Annotated in this window: 13 protein-coding genes, 1 tRNA gene and 1 pseudogene; 13 read left to right on the top strand and 2 right to left on the bottom strand. The window is 34.4% G+C overall.

Annotated elements, in window-relative coordinates:
- Window positions 1-279 precede the first annotated feature (279 nt).
- From BW939_RS04145 to BW939_RS04120, 6 genes are all read left to right on the top strand, one after another.
- The gene (locus tag BW939_RS04145) at window positions 280-2706 is read left to right on the top strand and encodes a DUF6923 family protein (RefSeq protein WP_123891531.1); all 2427 of its coding nucleotides are present in this window, start codon (window positions 280-282) and stop codon (window positions 2704-2706) included.
- A gap of 75 nt (window positions 2707-2781) precedes the next feature.
- Complete coding sequence (locus BW939_RS04140; RefSeq protein ID WP_076450188.1) at window positions 2782-3336, top strand: hypothetical protein; 555 nt, start codon at window positions 2782-2784, stop codon at window positions 3334-3336.
- A 537-nt stretch (window positions 3337-3873) separates the two neighbouring features.
- Complete coding sequence (locus BW939_RS04135; RefSeq protein WP_084566590.1) at window positions 3874-5373, top strand: transcriptional regulator; 1500 nt, start codon at window positions 3874-3876, stop codon at window positions 5371-5373.
- A gap of 287 nt (window positions 5374-5660) precedes the next feature.
- Window positions 5661-6329, top strand: coding sequence for a hypothetical protein (locus BW939_RS04130; protein WP_076450186.1), 669 nt, complete (start codon window positions 5661-5663; stop codon window positions 6327-6329).
- Between the two features lie 260 nt (window positions 6330-6589).
- Window positions 6590-8989: a DUF6923 family protein gene (locus tag BW939_RS04125; RefSeq protein ID WP_123891530.1), complete on the top strand. Its 2400-nt coding sequence runs from the start codon at window positions 6590-6592 to the stop codon at window positions 8987-8989.
- 92 nt (window positions 8990-9081) lie between these two features.
- Window positions 9082-9717, top strand: coding sequence for a hypothetical protein (locus tag BW939_RS04120; RefSeq protein WP_076450182.1), 636 nt, complete (start codon window positions 9082-9084; stop codon window positions 9715-9717).
- Between the two features lie 1169 nt (window positions 9718-10886).
- Here BW939_RS04120 and BW939_RS04115 read toward each other — a convergent pair.
- Window positions 10887-10960 (bottom strand) — tRNA-Asp (locus BW939_RS04115).
- 762 nt (window positions 10961-11722) lie between these two features.
- Between BW939_RS04115 and BW939_RS04110 the strand changes: the two genes are divergently transcribed.
- The 7 genes and pseudogenes from BW939_RS04110 to BW939_RS15730 all read left to right on the top strand — a co-directional run.
- Window positions 11723-12100, top strand: coding sequence for a hypothetical protein (locus BW939_RS04110; RefSeq protein ID WP_076450180.1), 378 nt, complete (start codon window positions 11723-11725; stop codon window positions 12098-12100).
- A gap of 82 nt (window positions 12101-12182) precedes the next feature.
- Entirely contained in the window at window positions 12183-12623 is a 441-nt protein-coding gene (locus tag BW939_RS04105; protein ID WP_028121378.1) for a thioredoxin family protein, read from the top strand.
- 4 nt (window positions 12624-12627) lie between these two features.
- Window positions 12628-13554, top strand: a complete 927-nt coding sequence (locus tag BW939_RS04100) for an FAD:protein FMN transferase (RefSeq protein WP_076450178.1) — start codon at window positions 12628-12630, stop codon at window positions 13552-13554.
- Between the two features lie 42 nt (window positions 13555-13596).
- Entirely contained in the window at window positions 13597-13824 is a 228-nt protein-coding gene (locus BW939_RS04095; protein ID WP_028121380.1) for a DUF4266 domain-containing protein, read from the top strand.
- A 27-nt stretch (window positions 13825-13851) separates the two neighbouring features.
- A complete protein-coding gene (locus tag BW939_RS04090) occupies window positions 13852-15027 on the top strand; it encodes a DUF3570 domain-containing protein (protein ID WP_076450175.1) in 1176 nt (391 codons plus the stop codon).
- A gap of 6 nt (window positions 15028-15033) precedes the next feature.
- Window positions 15034-15801, top strand: coding sequence for a phosphatase PAP2 family protein (locus BW939_RS04085; RefSeq protein ID WP_076450173.1), 768 nt, complete (start codon window positions 15034-15036; stop codon window positions 15799-15801).
- Between the two features lies 1 nt (window position 15802).
- Window positions 15803-15925 (top strand): annotated as a pseudogene (locus tag BW939_RS15730) (VIT1/CCC1 transporter family protein); the annotation flags it as partial.
- Window positions 15926-16018: 93 nt separating this feature from the next.
- Here the strand turns inward: BW939_RS15730 and BW939_RS15820 are convergent.
- Window positions 16019-16177: a hypothetical protein gene (locus BW939_RS15820; RefSeq protein ID WP_159439254.1), complete on the bottom strand. Its 159-nt coding sequence runs from the start codon at window positions 16175-16177 to the stop codon at window positions 16019-16021.
- Window positions 16178-16626: the final 449 nt, after the last annotated feature.

The following is a 16626-nucleotide window of genomic DNA, read 5'->3' as shown; positions in this document are numbered from 1 at the left end:
AATTTCAAATAAATTATTTACTAGCATTAATCCTTTGTGGATTTTACAATTGCCTTCAAGTGACTGATAATTAAAGTATTAATATTTTTTTCTAAATAAAATACCATTGTTTATCTTAAAAAAACTAACATTTTTTTTAAAAAACTTTGTCTTTCCTAGCGATAAAAAACACAAGCTTATATAAAGAAAAAAATAATGATATCAAGCTAAACAAAGCTGTTTCATTTATTTTCTTAAGTCAATAATTCACAAAGGGTTAAAAAATCAAAAAAAAACAAAATGAAAAATAAAATATTATTTCTATTTGCCTTTTTGCTCATTGGCATAGGCACAAATAACTTGCATGCCCAAGACTCCGATGGAGATGGCATTGCAAATACCGTTGATATTGATGATGACAACGATGGTATTTTGGATACTGTAGAGTGTAATGCAGCAAACAGGGTAAGCAATGGAACATTTCCTACTACTGGTGGCAACACCAATACAGTAACTGGATGGACTGTCGGTGGAACGTATGCAGGAACATGGGTAAGTACTATAGGAAGAGTAAATTTAAATGCAAACGGCCTCGAATTTAGAAGAGAAGCAAGTACAATAACAACATTAAGTCAGGCGCTTACTGGGAATTTGAATGGTGCAACGCTATCACTGAATAATTTATACTGGAAGAAAACCTTTATTAATGACTCTAGTACACAATTTACATTTACTATTTCTTATGGAGGTACAGTTTATGCTACTATTGATTCTACAACAGGGGACACTCCAACTATTACTGCAAATAATGGCGCTTCTGTAAATATTGGTAGTTTACCAACTATATCAGCTACACCTATAATAAATGTTCCAATTCAATCTACAAAAATTAACTTAACAATTACACTTCCTATATCTGGAGCTCCGCTCAATGGTACACTTTTATTCACATTTAATGGTGGTTCGAATGCTACAGAAGGTAGAGATATAGGAATGAGTTCTGTAACAATGGTTTCTTGCGGTGACACCGATGGGGATGGAATACAAAATTATTTAGATTTAGATTCCGACAACGATGGTTGTGTTGACGCTTTAGAAGGTTCTGGAGGAGTTTCATCAAGTCAATTGGTAGATTCTGGTGGTACAGTTGATGTGGGTACAACTTCCACCGCTCCCAAAAAAAATCTATGTGCAAACCCAATTGGGAATGCATCTGGGGGATGCGTAGATGCGCAAGGTTTACCACAATTATCACCATTGCCAACTGGCTATAGCAATACTACTGGACAAGGAGTAGGTACTTCTATCAATTCTACTATTCAGGATGCCCAGTGTGCGAATGCATTTGGGTGTGACTCCAAAATGTACCTTTCTCAGGTAAATACTCTTTACAATGTAAACACTTCATTTAACCCATTTACTTTTCCTGCGGTGGGTCCAGCAGCTTCTGTGAACTACAACGCTATAGCAGTTAATCCTTTAGATGGGCGTTTGTATGGAATGGTTGCTAATACAAATAATGTTGTTGTAATCAATACGGATGGTAGTTTAATTAATCTAGGTCCTGTAACAAATCTTCCTACAGGTAAATCTTATAATTCGGGAGATATTGATAACCTAGGGAATTATTATGTAAAAGAAAACACAGATAATAGCGAACTCTACAAAATCAATCTCAATACCTTAACAGCAACGACGATAACATTGAATAGAACTGTTCAACTTCCGGACATGGCTTTTAATATGGCAGATGGAAAATTGTATGGTGTATATCAAGTAAACGGTCGATTTTTTTCTATTGATCCAACAATTTCTCCAGCTACTGTAACTCCAATTGGACCAGTTCCGACAGCAGCTGCAAGTTTTGGGGCGATGTTTGGATCAAGTACTGGTGAAATTTATGGAGTAGATAATAATGGTGGTTTTTATCAGTTCAATCTTACGACTGGGCAAAAAGTTAAGCTCTCCGATGCACCTGCAAGTGGTGGTAATGATGGTGCACATTGCGTTACTGCGCCTATTTCATTCAGTGCAGATTTAGAAATTACCAAAGACGATGGTAAAGCCACTTATGCTCCAGGAACTACAAATACCTATACCGTGGTAGTACGTAATTTGCTCGGTCCTTTTGGCGTAATGGGAGCTACGGTTTCAGATCCGGTTCCAGCAGGCATTCCTGCGGGAAATGTGAGTTACTCCGTTCCTGTGGTAACAGGTGGTGCCACTACAAGTATTACCTCTGCGCAAACTGGAGCGTTGAATGATGTTGTTAGTCTACCGTTTGGTGCTACAATTACGTATACGATTACTATTGCAGTCCCTATTTCATATTCAGGAGACTTAGTGAATGTAGCCAAGGTTACATCACCCGCAAATTCTACAGATCCAACACCTGTAAATACGGCAACAGACACTGATACCGCTGCTGTATGCTACGATTTACCCAATATGGGAACTGGAGAATTACCAAGCAATAATGGTATTACTACTCTGCAAAGAGCAGGTGCAGAAACCAGCAATGGCAACTGGCCAATGGTAAGAACAGGCGCATGGACGGTTCTAGAATCTAAAACAAAAGGATTCATCATCACCAGAGTAGCAACAGCAGATCTGGGACTTATTGCCTCACCACAAGAAGGGATGATGGTTTATGATACCACTGCCAAGTGTTTAAAAATCTATTCAGATCTTGCTTGGAGTTGTTTCTTAACCCCAACTTGTCCATAATTTTTATAATTGAAATGGGAAGTCTTTCACAGGAAAAACTTCCCAGATCAGTTTAATTTCAAAAATATCTAAAAAATGAAAAAGATACTATCAACAATCCTTTTAGGAAGTATAGCATTACTCAATGCACAGGTCATTATTGGTGATGCAATTGGAACAGCAACCGTTAAAACATCGGTATTGCTGGAATTTGCAAAAGGAAGCGGAACCGGAAACAAAGGCATTGTTTTACCTTATGTGACCACTTTACCGACTTCCACAGAAGGTACCATTATTCTTGATGCTGTAGATGCAACCAAAGCAAGAGTGCGGTTTTATAATAACACCCAATGGGTAGATCTTAGCGGTCAAGACGGCAATATTACGAGTGCATTACCGATACAAACTTCAGCCACAGAAAATACTGCGGCAAGAGCGATTATAGGAGATGTACCCAATCCAATCCCAGTTACCTTTCCGGATGGAGTTTTGGTTTTAAATTCTGCAACCAAAGCAATGGTTTTACCACAAGTTGCCAATGTACAAGATATCCTAAAACCTGCACCAGGTATGATGGTCTACATCAATAAAACCGGCGCAAAAAGACTCGCCGTTTTTAATGGTACAAAATGGTCTTATTGGAAACCTTAGTAAACATTTACAGCCACATTTTACACTCTTGTTGAATTCTACTAGAGAATCATTATAAATTCTAGACTGTCTTTTAAAAAAAAATTCGTCTAGGTATTTGAAAGTATTGATAATAAATTGATTATCAATACTTTTTTTTTCGTTCAATAAATATACAATGCTTGATAGGCACTAAGTCTTAACTAGTGAAATCTTCTATTATTTTTATGATTAATCTCTAAAATTTGAATTAATCAACAAAGTTTAAAAACAACTGAAAAGAATAGGATTTTATTCGACATTGCTAAATGCTGGTAGACATTATTCACGATATATTTCACCTTAAAAAACTGTTTCAAAGGCAATTTTTCCCAACTGATATCGTATTTTCCCAAAAGTATGTTGGTTTTATTTTTCTTTTATCCTAATTATAATACAGACAAATCTCTTTTTATAATATCTTTGTTTAATAAAATTTTTTGAAAGAATGGTAGACCTTTTTTACAGGTTTTCCATTCTTTTATTTTAAACAACATCACTTTTATAATCATAAAACACATGATAAAAATTCTAAAAAAAAATGCTGTATTTGTAAAATACACCAGCAAGACAATAGGTGTTATTTTACTTCTCTCCTTTTTTTTTGTTAATGCGCAAGTAGATACTGGTGTTGAAAAAATGTTAGATTTATCTAAAAAACAGTTTAACGAACATCAATATGTATCTTCATTAAATACTGCAGATAAGGCATTGCAGTTATCAAAGAAAAAATCTTACTCTAGAGGAATTACACTTGCAAACATATTTATTGCCAAAGCACTTTCAGAAACCGGAATTTATAAAAATGCATTAGAATATCTAGAAAATGCAGAAAAAGAGCCTTTCTTTTCAGAATATATAAATGCCCAAGTAGAATCCTATCGCTTAAGAGGACGTATTTATGCCAATCTTGAGATGAAAGAATTAGCATTGAAAGAATTTTATAAACAACTTAAATTTTCAGCTCTAATAGAGGATCCTGTTAACCAAAAAAGATCTAAGCTATGGGCACATCAGAATATAGCCGAAACATTTTCACACAATAACCGTAGGGATTCTGTTTGGAAGCATCTTATAATTCAAAAACAAATTTTGAAAAGTTTTCCCAAAAATAATTCAGGTGAAATATATTATGATTTGAGCACCACCTACTCCTCCATAGGAAAAGAATATTTGTACCGGAGAGACATTATTAAAGCTCGAAAATATATTGACAGCGCAATGGTTGTACTTACTGAAAACAACAGCCCTTACCTTCATCAAACTTTGGAAGCTTATGGCGATTTGGAGGATGCTGCCGGCAATAAAAAAGCGGCGGTTGACTATTACCGTAAGGCGCTTCAAAATACGGTAAAGATTCAAAACAAGAGTGCTGAAAAGTTTGCAAATAAAAAGTTAGCAGATTTTTTTATCAAGAATAAGCTTGAAGAAAAGGAAGTGAACCATTATCTTCAAAGGTATCAGAAATTGAACGACTCTTTAAACTTAGAAAACAGCAGGGCTACGGAACTTATCGTGAATAGCTTTTTGAAAAAGAAAGATACGCAGTTTCAAAAGGAAAAGGCAGATTATGCAAAAGGTATTGTTTTGGTGCTCATTTTGGTTGCTGGATTAGTTGCTTTCTTATTTTGGCAAAACCGAAAAAAAAGGGAAAGACTTCTACAAATTAAAAATGTTCTAAATGAAAAAGAACATCTTGTAGAAAACCTGATCCAGGAAGGAAATAGTAATAAATTCAATGAACTGATTATGCTGGGAAAACGAAATGACCCTCAGTTCATTATCGTGTTTAAGGAATTGTATCCAGATTTTATTTCTAAACTGAAAGCAGCCGATCCTGGAATAAAAACTTCTGAATTGATATTCTGCGCAATGATTTATTTAAATTTTAGCACGAAGGATATTTCAGAATATTGTCACGTGACCATCCGTGCTGTTCAGATAAGAAAAAACAGGCTCCGCAAAAAACACCACATCGCATCTGATAAAGATTTATCCGGTTGGATGCGAAGTTTATAACATTTACTACTCCGGGTTAATATCCGGATTTTTTTTGTCAATATTTTTAGGAATTCTTGAATCTGACATTAATAGGGAAAGATAATTATTAATAGATTTTTGCTCATAAAAGAGTGATTTTACCTTTTTTTTAATCCATCTTAGATTAAAAAAGAGGATGATTTATATTATGTAAAAATATGATTTCCAGTAATTTATAAATTGTGATACCCGTGTGATACTTGTTTTTTTTGTATATATCTGCTAATTACACATATTTGCAGAGCTTTTAAGGAAGCAAAACACAAATGATGATTTTTACACAAGTAACAAAAATTGAAACAAGTTTTCATGCTGTTATACAGAAACTGGTATTTTCTGTATTATTTTGCTTATTAAGCATACAGGTTTCCGGGCATTCTTTGATCTGGGAATCTGCAGATGAATCTGTTATTTTTGTTACAAAGAGCACAACAATCGTTAATATTCAGGCATCTGAGGACTATACTATTAGTAATCAAAATACAGAAAGTATAGCATCTGAGCCCATTGTTTTTGTTACTAAGGGCACTACAATCGTTAATCTTCAGGTATCTGAAAACTATGATATCATCAACCTGAATGAAAAAAGGGAAGCAAATGATGCTGCTTCAAAGCAATCTTCCTTAAAGAGAACCCAACAACCAACTTCTGTAGCTCCACAAAAAGGCATCAAACAAAAGCAATCGTTACCAGAAAACCGCAATATTGTTTTTGAAAACATCCCTTCTAAAGACACGTACGAAAGGTCTTTGAAATTTAATACAAATGTCATTGTTCCGACAAGTCATCAACAATATGGTAAAACGATTGTCTTAAATTCTATTTTCTACTCTTTTATCTGTACTTATTCTGATGATAAAATTAGCGAGACAGTAATTAGTCTGAAAAAATCTTACTTTTTTAACTCATTTTTCGCACGGCCACCTCCGATGTAATTTTTCTTACAAATTAACCAACTTTGCATTTTACAGATACCGTCAAATTATTGATAATTAGAGTTATTACATTAATTTTCTAGAAAAGATATTAATGATTATAAAAACTTAGTCTTTCCTAGAGATAAAAAACGCAAGCTTATACAAAGAATTGTAACAAACACCTATATCAAGCTAAACAAAAACGTTTCACTTATTTTTCTTAAGACAGTAATTCAAAATTCACAACGGTTCACAAATTAAAAACATAAAAAAATATAATGAAAAATAAGATATTTTTCCTATTTGCCTTTTTGCTCATTGGCATAGGCACAAACAACTTACAAGCCCAAGACTCCGATGGAGATGGCATTGCAAATACCGTTGATCTTGATGATGACAACGATGGGATTTTAGATGTAACAGAGGGCGTTGTAGATAACGACAATATTTTAGAGTGGGGCTATAATTGGACAGGTGATGCACCATCCATTTTTAATTCTACTGTTATTTCAGCAGCGCAGAATGCAACAAAAGGGTCTGGTCTTACTGCACAAATTTTTGGTGGAGAGACTTCTTATTCTGTTACTGGAGTCAGCGCAACTACAATTTCACAGTCTATAAGTAACAATTCTTATTTTCAGTTTAAATTTACGACTGCGAATTTCCCAAATACCATGCAGTATTTATATGACAGATTTAGTTTATGGGTAAGAGACGCAAGTGTGTATCCTACTTATAAAATGAGACTTTATCTTTCTACAGATAATTTTGCAACAAGTACAGATATTTCTGGTGAAGTAGCCTATCCGAATGTTACATATGATCAGCGTGCGGTATTCCCATTAGTGTCACCATACAATTTAACACCCAATAAAACTTACACTTTAAGACTGTATTTTTATGATGTTTCAGGTGGAGCTTCTGCAACTTTTAATCACGATGATTTTCAAGTTCTTACAACGCAGTATGCCGATACTGATGGCGATGGCATTCCCAATCATTTAGATTTAGATAGCGACAACGATGGTTGTTTAGATGCATTGGAAGGTGACGAAAATGTTACTACTAGTCAATTACAAACAGCAAGTGGAACCGTAACTGTAGGAACATCTGCAGCAAGTAATCAAAACTTAGGAGTGGCAGTCAATGCAAACGGAGTTCCGGCTCTTGTAAATTCTGGAGGTGCTGCAGATATTGGTAGTGACCAAGGACAAGGAGTAGGTACTTCTACCAATTCTAGTATTAAGGATGTTCAGTGTTCTAGTGTATTTGGGTGTACTAGTTGGATCTACCTTTCTCAGTATAATACGCTTTACAATGTAGATACTTCCACTAATCCATTTACTTATCCTTCGATGGGTACAGCTTCTGTGAACTACAACGCTATAGCAATCAATCCTTTAGATGGGCGTATGTACGGAATGCAGGTTCTTAATTCAAATAATCTTCTTGTAATCAATACGGATGGTAGTTCGGTCAATCTAGGTCCTGTAACAGGGCTTCCTGCAAATGTCACTTATAATGCGGGAGAAATTGATAATGCAGGAAATTATTATGTGAAAGTAAACAACGATAATCAACAACTCTACAAAATCAATCTCAGTACACAAACAGCAACGTTAATAACATTAAATGCCTCAATATTTGTTCCAGATATGGCTTTTAATATAAAAAATGGATTATTGTATGGCGTAAATGCCACAAACGGTCAATTAGTGTCTATTAATCCAACAACTCTTCCATTTGGTACTGTAACTCCAATTGGAACAGCGCCAGGAAGTTTTAGTTTTGGGGCAATGTTTGCTTCAAGCACTGGGGAAATTTATGGAGTAGATAATAATAATGGTGGTGGTTTCTATCAGTTCAATCTTACGACTGGGCAAAAAGTTAAGATCTCCGGTGCACCTGAAAGCTCAGGAAATGACGGTGCACATTGCGTTACTGCGCCTATTGTATTTAGTGCCGATTTAGCAATAACCAAAGATGATGGTAAAGCAAATTATTCAGCAGGAACTACAAATACCTATACCGTGGTAGTAAGTAATAATGATGGTCCTTTTGGAGTATTAGGAGCAAAGGTCTCAGATCCAGTTCCAGCAGGCATTCCTGCAGGAAATGTGTCTTACTCAGTTCCTGTGGTAACAGGTGGTGCCACTACAAGTATTACCTCTGCGCAAACGGGAGCGTTAAATGATGTTGTTAATATACCAAAAGGTGGAACAATTACGTATACCATTACTATTGCAGTTCCTATTTCATATTCAGGAGACTTAGTGAATGTCGCTACGGTTACATCACCTGCAAATTCTACAGATCCAGTCCCTACAAATAATACGGATACAGACACAGATTCTTCTGTGTGCTACAAACCGGCAGTTGTAGATGCAGGCAATACCTACCCTACCAAACACGGGATCACGGCACTAGGAAGAGCAGGAGCAGATAACGAAAACTGGCCAATGGTAAGACAAAGTGCCTGGACAGTTTTAGAATCCAAAGAAAAAGGATTCGTTGTAAACAGAGTAAATAATACAGCAGATCTAGTAAACATTACCAACCCTGTAGAGGGAATGATGGTGTATGACAACCAGGCACATTGCTTAAAAATCTACACCCTAAAATCTGGCGATACCTTAATGGGATGGCATTGTTTCACCACACCAGCTTGTCCTGATTAATCATTTTAAAATAAAAATTGGGGCGGAGAAAGATTTAAACCAATCAAACCGCCTCAATATTTTAAAAATTAACTATTTAAAAAAACAACAAAATGAATAAATTAATTTTAACAATAGCCTTATTCAGCTCTACAGTAGCAATGGCACAAATTGCCATCGGTAAAAGTACGATTAGCAATATACAGCCTGCCAATACGGTACCCAACCCGAGTATCTCCTTAGAATTTTATGATAACGCAGACAACACAAAAGGTTTGGTTTTACCTTGGGCATCAACTGTTAGCAACAACCCTGTAGCATACAACGCAACCACAGAAGAAGGTTACCGAGGAATGCAGGGAGCGGTAGTTGATGGCACTATCATTTTAGACCTTTCCGACAAAAAAGTAAAATACAGAAGAAATAATGCTTGGTCGTCTTTAACAGGAGCTTTACCTCTTAGAGTTGGAGCAACAACTTACAACACTTTCAACGCAATAGACAGCTCATTGCAAGACAATAAAAAAGAAAGCGCAACTGCAAAAGCAGCGATAGGAACTAATGGAGCAACCGATACAACTCCAGGAATCTTGGTACTTACAGATTCTGATAAAGCAATGGTACTGCCTAAAGTAGCAAGTCCGCACTTAAACATCAAAAACCCAACGCCCGGAATGATGGCTTATGACACCACAAAAAAACAACTTGCTGTTTACAATGGAACCGTTTGGAGCTTTTGGAAACCTTAGTAAAAAATAAATTTTTGTGATTGTCCGCAATCCGTCATCATTGAAAACCTTTTGTATTCTTTGCTAAGTTTGCGCCTTTACCGATAATTTTTAAAAATTGTAATGGAATCGTTGAATTTTCATTTGCGAGCCTTAAAAATGGATAGTAGGTTAAAAAATGTGAAATTTACATTAGAAATTGGCATTACGATTAATAACGGACAAGCAAATAAGTTTTCAAAGAAACTTACCTAGAAAATTTAATAAACAAAAAGTGACAGAACGCGGGATAGAAATATGCCGCTTCTGTCACTTTTTCAATAGTTCTGAGAATGAAATTTGAAAAATAAATTGATAAAAAACCATGTAAACTAAATTTTTATTAAAGCAGTTAAACTTTCGGAGTATGATTTTATACTGACTGGAAGCACCATATAAATAAAATGAAGTAAAACTCATGTTGGTAACAAATATAATATTCAGTTGAAAATTTAACATTACAAGATTATATTCTTAGTTTTTTGGAAATAATTTCTACCAGCAAAAATCCTTTTCAGCAACATCATTTTACCTGACAATTTATAGCAATATTATTTTTATCACTAAATTTCTGTTCCAATACCATCATATCCTCACTCACTTTTTATCAAGCATTTTTAGCATAATGCTGTGTTGTCACACTACTCTTGTTACTTAGCATTTTACTAACACTTTCACAGGAAAAATCATTAGTTAAAGTAATCATTGCTGCAAAAATATTTTTTTTAAATACTCTTGTTTTTTTTTGGAAGATTACATTCCTTTTTGAAGGCTTTACTGTACGTTTTGTGCTGATCTCGGATATTTTGCCATCAATTGTAATTCGTAAATAAGTAAGACACTCTACGACAGAAATGATTTTAGTTTTTTCATATAGAAAAGTAAATTGAATGTCTTGTTCATATCGTTTAGCTTTTAAGATTTAAAATTAACCTTCGTAAAAACTTATCACAAGATGTTCAGTTGCTGAACTAGCTCCAAAACAAACTTTATCTGAATTTTCAGTGACCTTTTTAAACCTATTTCAACAGGTCACCGAATAGGTCACTTTCAGATTGTGCTTTTTTAGTTCTCATTGAACAGATATAAAACAAAAAAAGCTTTAAAACACACGTTTTAAAGCTTTTTGTACTACTTTGATATTGTAGTTGCGATCCGGACGGGACTCGAACCCGCGACCTCCGCCGTGACAGGGCGGCATTCTAACCAGCTGAACTACCGGATCAATTTTTTAAAGTAATTTGATAATACTTATAATTAACCTTCTTTGTATTATTTAAAATATTTGTTTGGGTTAAAAATTCTGGTGCAAATATATAGAGTTTTTCCTATTCTACAATAAAAAAAAAGATATTTTTTTTACTTATTTTTTCAGTTTCAATCGTGTAAAATTAAAAACACATGTCTATCAATGAGTTATATTTTTTAAAAATAGCAATAATAAAAACATTTGGGAAAATTATTTTACAACTTACGCCACTTGTAAACAGTTTTTATCCTAAACAAAAATGTATTCCACATCATTGATAAGCTAAATTTACACTTTCTACTTCCCCAATTTAAATAATTCTAAAAAAACTAGCATTGATTGTAAGAAGTGGTTGTGAAGCCTTTTACCAGAACAGTTTAATTAATTATCAGGAAGTATATTAAAACAAATAATCTAATTATTAAATAGTATTTAAACCAAAAAACAATCATGAACAATTTTTTATTTTTATTGTAAAACTGCTATTTCTAAAAACACCTTGATATTTTATTTACAATCCTGAGGATGAGATTTAAAATATTTTCTGAAGTTAAAAAATTTTAGATATCCTATTCGTATTTGAAATGCGTGTTATTTTATTACAGTTTATTAATAAGACAGCGATAAAAAAAAAACGAATAATTATTGAGCTATTTAAAAAAAAAGAATAGTTTTTTTAGTGCATTTATTATTTTAATTTAAAATCATTCTTAACAAAACATTACATAATTTTGAATTGTGAAAAAGTGGGTTTCTATATTGTTGCTTTCTTTGTATTTGCTTTCAACGACTGAACTCAATCAGCTGTTGAAACTGCCTGTTCTCATCGAGCATTACGTAGAGCATAAAAATCTGAACCCGGAGATGACATTAGTGTCATTCTTCAAAATGCATTATGATCATCCGGTAAAAGATGCAGATTACAAAACAGACAGGAAACTTCCGTTTATAATACACTCCACTCTTTCTTTGGTTTTTACCCTCAATACAAATTTTAGTTTTGAGATTTCTGGTAGTGATCATAAATACTACCGCATTCAGAATATACCTTCTTTAGATGAAAATTTATACATCAAAGGATACTTGCATTCTATTTGGCAGCCGCCAAGAGCATAATTATTTTTCCATTTAAAAAATAGCTGATCTGAATATTATTGAGTATTCAGACTTAATTGATTCTGTAATTTAAATTCAAAAAATGAAAACAATATTCACAGCCATCTTTTTGGCTCTATTCTGCGTGTTAGCAAATGCGCAGACACGTCTTGAAAATGCTAAAAAAACCGCAACAGAAAATAAAGAACTTATTTTACTTAATTTTTCCGGCTCAGACTGGTGCATTCCCTGCATTAAGCTTCATAAAAACATTATAGAAGCAGAAGATTTTAAAAAACTGGAAAAAGAAAATGTGATTATCTACATCAACGCAGATTTTCCGAGAAACAAAAAAAACCAACCTTCTGCAGCTATTAAAAAAGAAAATGAGTTTTTAGCAGATTACTATAACCCAAAAGGTATTTTTCCTTATACAATTCTATTAAATCCTGAAGGTAAAGTTGTGAAAACTTGGGAGGGTTTGCCATCTGAAGATGCGGTGGCGTTCAGTAACGAGATCAGAAATTTTCATCAAAAAAAGTAAAAAGATGATGAAAGAATTTCGAAAATCCCAAAAGTTAATGGGAAATATGTTTGAAATTATAGTTGTGGATGACCGTGATTCTGTGGCCTTTGAACATATCGAAACTGCAGTTTTGGAAATTCAGAGAATTGAAAATCTGTTAACGACTTATAAAGATAACAGCCAAACCCATATTATCAACCAAAATGCAGGAATAAGACCTATAAAAGTGGATTCGGAAGTTTTTGAACTCATTGAAAGAAGCCTGAGAATAAGTCATATTACCGATGGTTATTTCGATATTTCTTATGGCGGAATTGATAAAAGTTTCTGGAATTTTAACCGCGATATGAAGCAACTTCCCGATCCTGAATTGGTAAAAAAACATTTGAAATTAGTCAATTATAAAAATATTATTCTTGATCAAGAGAATCACACTGTTTTTTTAAAAGAAAAAGGAATGCGAATCGGCTTCGGCGGAATTGGTAAAGGCTACGCTGCCGAAATGGCAAAAAGAGTTTTGCAGGAAATAGGCGTAGTTTCGGGAGTAGTAAATGCATCCGGCGACTTAACAACCTGGGGAACGCAAGCAGACGGAAAACCCTGGACGATTGGGATTGCAGATCCCGATAACGCGGCACTTCCTTTTTCTTATATGAATATTACCAATACTTCTGTGGCAACTTCGGGTAATTACGAAAAGTTTGTAATGATCGACGGTAAAAAATATTCTCACACCATCAATCCCAAAACAGGGATGCCAGTTTCGGGTATCAAAAGCGTTACCATCATTTGTCCGAACGCCGAGATTGCTGATGCAATGGCAACTCCTGTAGGTATTATGGGCATTGATGCTGCACTCAATATGGTGAATCAGATCAATCATCTGGAATGTATCATCATTGATGATTTTAACAAAATTTATTCATCTCAAAACATCAATTTAAAATGAATCCTAGATTGCATTTTACGTTTTAAAAACAATTCAACTCAAATGAAAAAATTCATAAAAACAACAACAATAATTTCCTTTTTAATAACAATAGCTTCAGTACAATCTTGTACAACCGTAAAAGAATACGAAAAAAGCAAACTCAATGATGCAGAAATGGTTCTTGGTAACCGAACGATTGAAAAAACCGAACTCAGCTTCCAGTCATACCGCGAAGGTTCTTCCGGAGCGAATGCAGGTAAAGTTGGTGGTGGATGCGGATGCAATTAATAATATCAAAATTTAAAATGAATTAAAATGAAAAAAGTAATCATAAGCATCATCGCTCTTTTTGGATTCTTCAATGCTCAGGCACAGGAAAATACCAGTTCCGAACCTTCCAAAAAATTAAGTCTGGATGAGATCAATCTCGTATCCAGCTACTACAAACAAGACGGAAACAATGCTGCAGTAACTGGCGGTGTTGGGACTGAGAAATTAACAGATATTTCGAACACCATTGATGTTACAATGGTAAAGTATGACAAAAAATTAAGAAAAAATAAATTTGATTTCAGTGTAGGGATAGATCATTATACATCGGCTTCTTCTGATATGATTGACCTCAAGGCCAATTCTTCTGCCTCTAGCGCAGATACAAGATTCTACCCTTCATTGGGCTGGAGTCGTGAAAATGAGACAAAAGGAAGCACCTTAATGGCAGGTGTTTCTTATTCGGGAGAATATGATTATCAGTCGATTGGTGCCAATATGGCATTTGCACAGAAAACGCCCAACAAAATGGGAGAATTCACTGCCAAATTCCAGACGTATATGGATCAGGTGAAAATGATTGCTCCAGTTGAACTGAGAGGTGCAGGAGGAGAAAACGGTGGAACTAGTGGACGAAATACCTTTGCGCTATCATTATCCTATTCTCAGATCATCAATAAAAACTTTCAGCTGGAGTTTTTAGCAGACGGAATACAGCAGACAGGTTATTTGAGTTTACCTTTTCACAGGGTTTATTTTACGGATGGCTCTGTGCATCAGGAGGCTTTGCCGGATAAGAGATTCAAACTTCCTTTGGGACTTAGGGCCAATTATTTTTTCGGGGATAAATTAATTGTGAGAGCCTATTATCGTTATTATACCGATGATTGGGGACTAAAATCAAATACTATTAATATAGAAACACCTGTGAAGATTTCACCCTTTGTATCGGTAAGTCCTTTCTACAGATACTACTCTCAAACGAGCGCTAAATATTTTTCACCTTATCAGCAGCACACCGCCTTTGACGATTTTTACACCAGCAACTATGACCTCTCAAAATTCAGCAGCAACTTTTATGGCGCAGGCATCCGCATCAACCCTAAAAATGGACTGTTCGGAATAGAAAGACTCAATATGCTGGAGATAAGGTACGGACATTATACCAAATCAATTGGGATGAAATCGGATATTATTTCATTAAATTTAAGGTTTAAATAACCAAGAATGAAAATAGTAACAATCATTTTTGCAACCTGTTCAAATATTTTTTTTGGACAGGTTAAATCTGATTCACTCGATATGAGGAAACGAGATGTGGAGAATTACGCTCATACCGTGCATCAACCCACCTACAAAAAACTCATTATCCCGACTGCATTGATAGGTTTTGGTGTCATCAGCTTAAATTCTGATGCGCTCAAAAATCTGAATCGTTCTACTCAATATGAAATCGGTGAACATCAGCCAAAACATATCAAACTAGATAATTACACCCAATATTTACCAGCAGCTTTGGTATACGGATATCATATTGTGGGACTAAAAGGAAAACACAATTTAAAGGAACGAACCATTATCTATGGTACTTCACAACTTATTTCTGCTGCTATTGTTTTGCCTTTAAAGCATCTGGTAAAAGAAGAACGCCCAGATGGTAGCAATCATCTTTCTTTTCCCTCAGGCCATACCACAACTGCTTTTTCTTCGGCCCATTTTCTATTCAGGGAATATCAGGATGAAAACATCTGGTTGGCCATTTCCGGCTATCCTATCGCCATTTTTACGGGAGTCTACAGAACGCTGAATGACAAACATTGGGTAGGAGATGTGGTTGCGGGAGCCGGATTTGGTATTTTAAGTACAGAACTGGCCTATTGGCTCTTTCCCTCAGTAAACAAGCTGTTTAACAAAAAAGAATCTAAAACCACAACAATGATCTATCCCGTACTAGAACCAAAAAGTATCGGAGCAGGATTTGTTTTAAACTTTTGATATGCATTTAATAGAAAAACAAAACGTCAACAGAGTTGGCTGGCTTCGCGCCTCAGTTTTAGGGGCTAATGATGGCTTGTTGTCAACCACCAGTATTGTTATTGGAGTGGCGGCGGCGCAACCGGAGTTTATTTTTTTATCAAATACAAATTATCCTATTTTCTAATTCTATGTTTAAAAATAAATTAGAAAATAGGATTTCTTAAGGAATGACTAATTATAGATTGTTTTGAAATATTAAGCCTATATCATCCATTTCTTTGATGAATTTTTGAAATAAAATTTTATCATTGATTACTAAAACAACTTCTTTATCATCTAAAATTTTATCGACGTTTGACTTTGCATCTTTTAGAGATATTCCCAGTAAATCCATTTGTAATTGAGTGAAAATTACTTTTTTTAAATCCTGGTTTCCAGATTTTTATAATCAAAAACTCGTATCATTAAACAAGGTTTCATAAACTTACGGAGTATATGTTTAATGTAACAAAATATCAAATCTTGATCTCAAAAAACGATCTCAAGGGAAGTATTTCATTTCGAACGCTGATAGGTTTAAATACTTTAACTTTTCTATTTTAAGTTAAGACATTTTCACATTCTTTATATTCAAAAAAAATATTTTCTGCCATCTGAATTTGAGCTTTTCGTAAACAAATCAGAAATAATTGTAGATTTCATTGTAATTTATCACAAGTTTTGGAATTTAATATCTGTATTTTAAAAATGGATATGCAAATAAAAATTCCAGTATAAGTTAAGCTACATTTTGATAAATTTTGTTTTGATTATTAAACTCTTCAATAGTTTTGTATTTCAGTG

The organism is Chryseobacterium piscicola (assembly GCF_900156685.1).
In the GTDB taxonomy this organism is placed as follows: domain Bacteria; phylum Bacteroidota; class Bacteroidia; order Flavobacteriales; family Weeksellaceae; genus Chryseobacterium; species Chryseobacterium piscicola.
The sequence above is the reverse complement of the archived record's forward strand: the minus strand, read 5'-3'. Positions and strand labels throughout refer to the sequence as shown.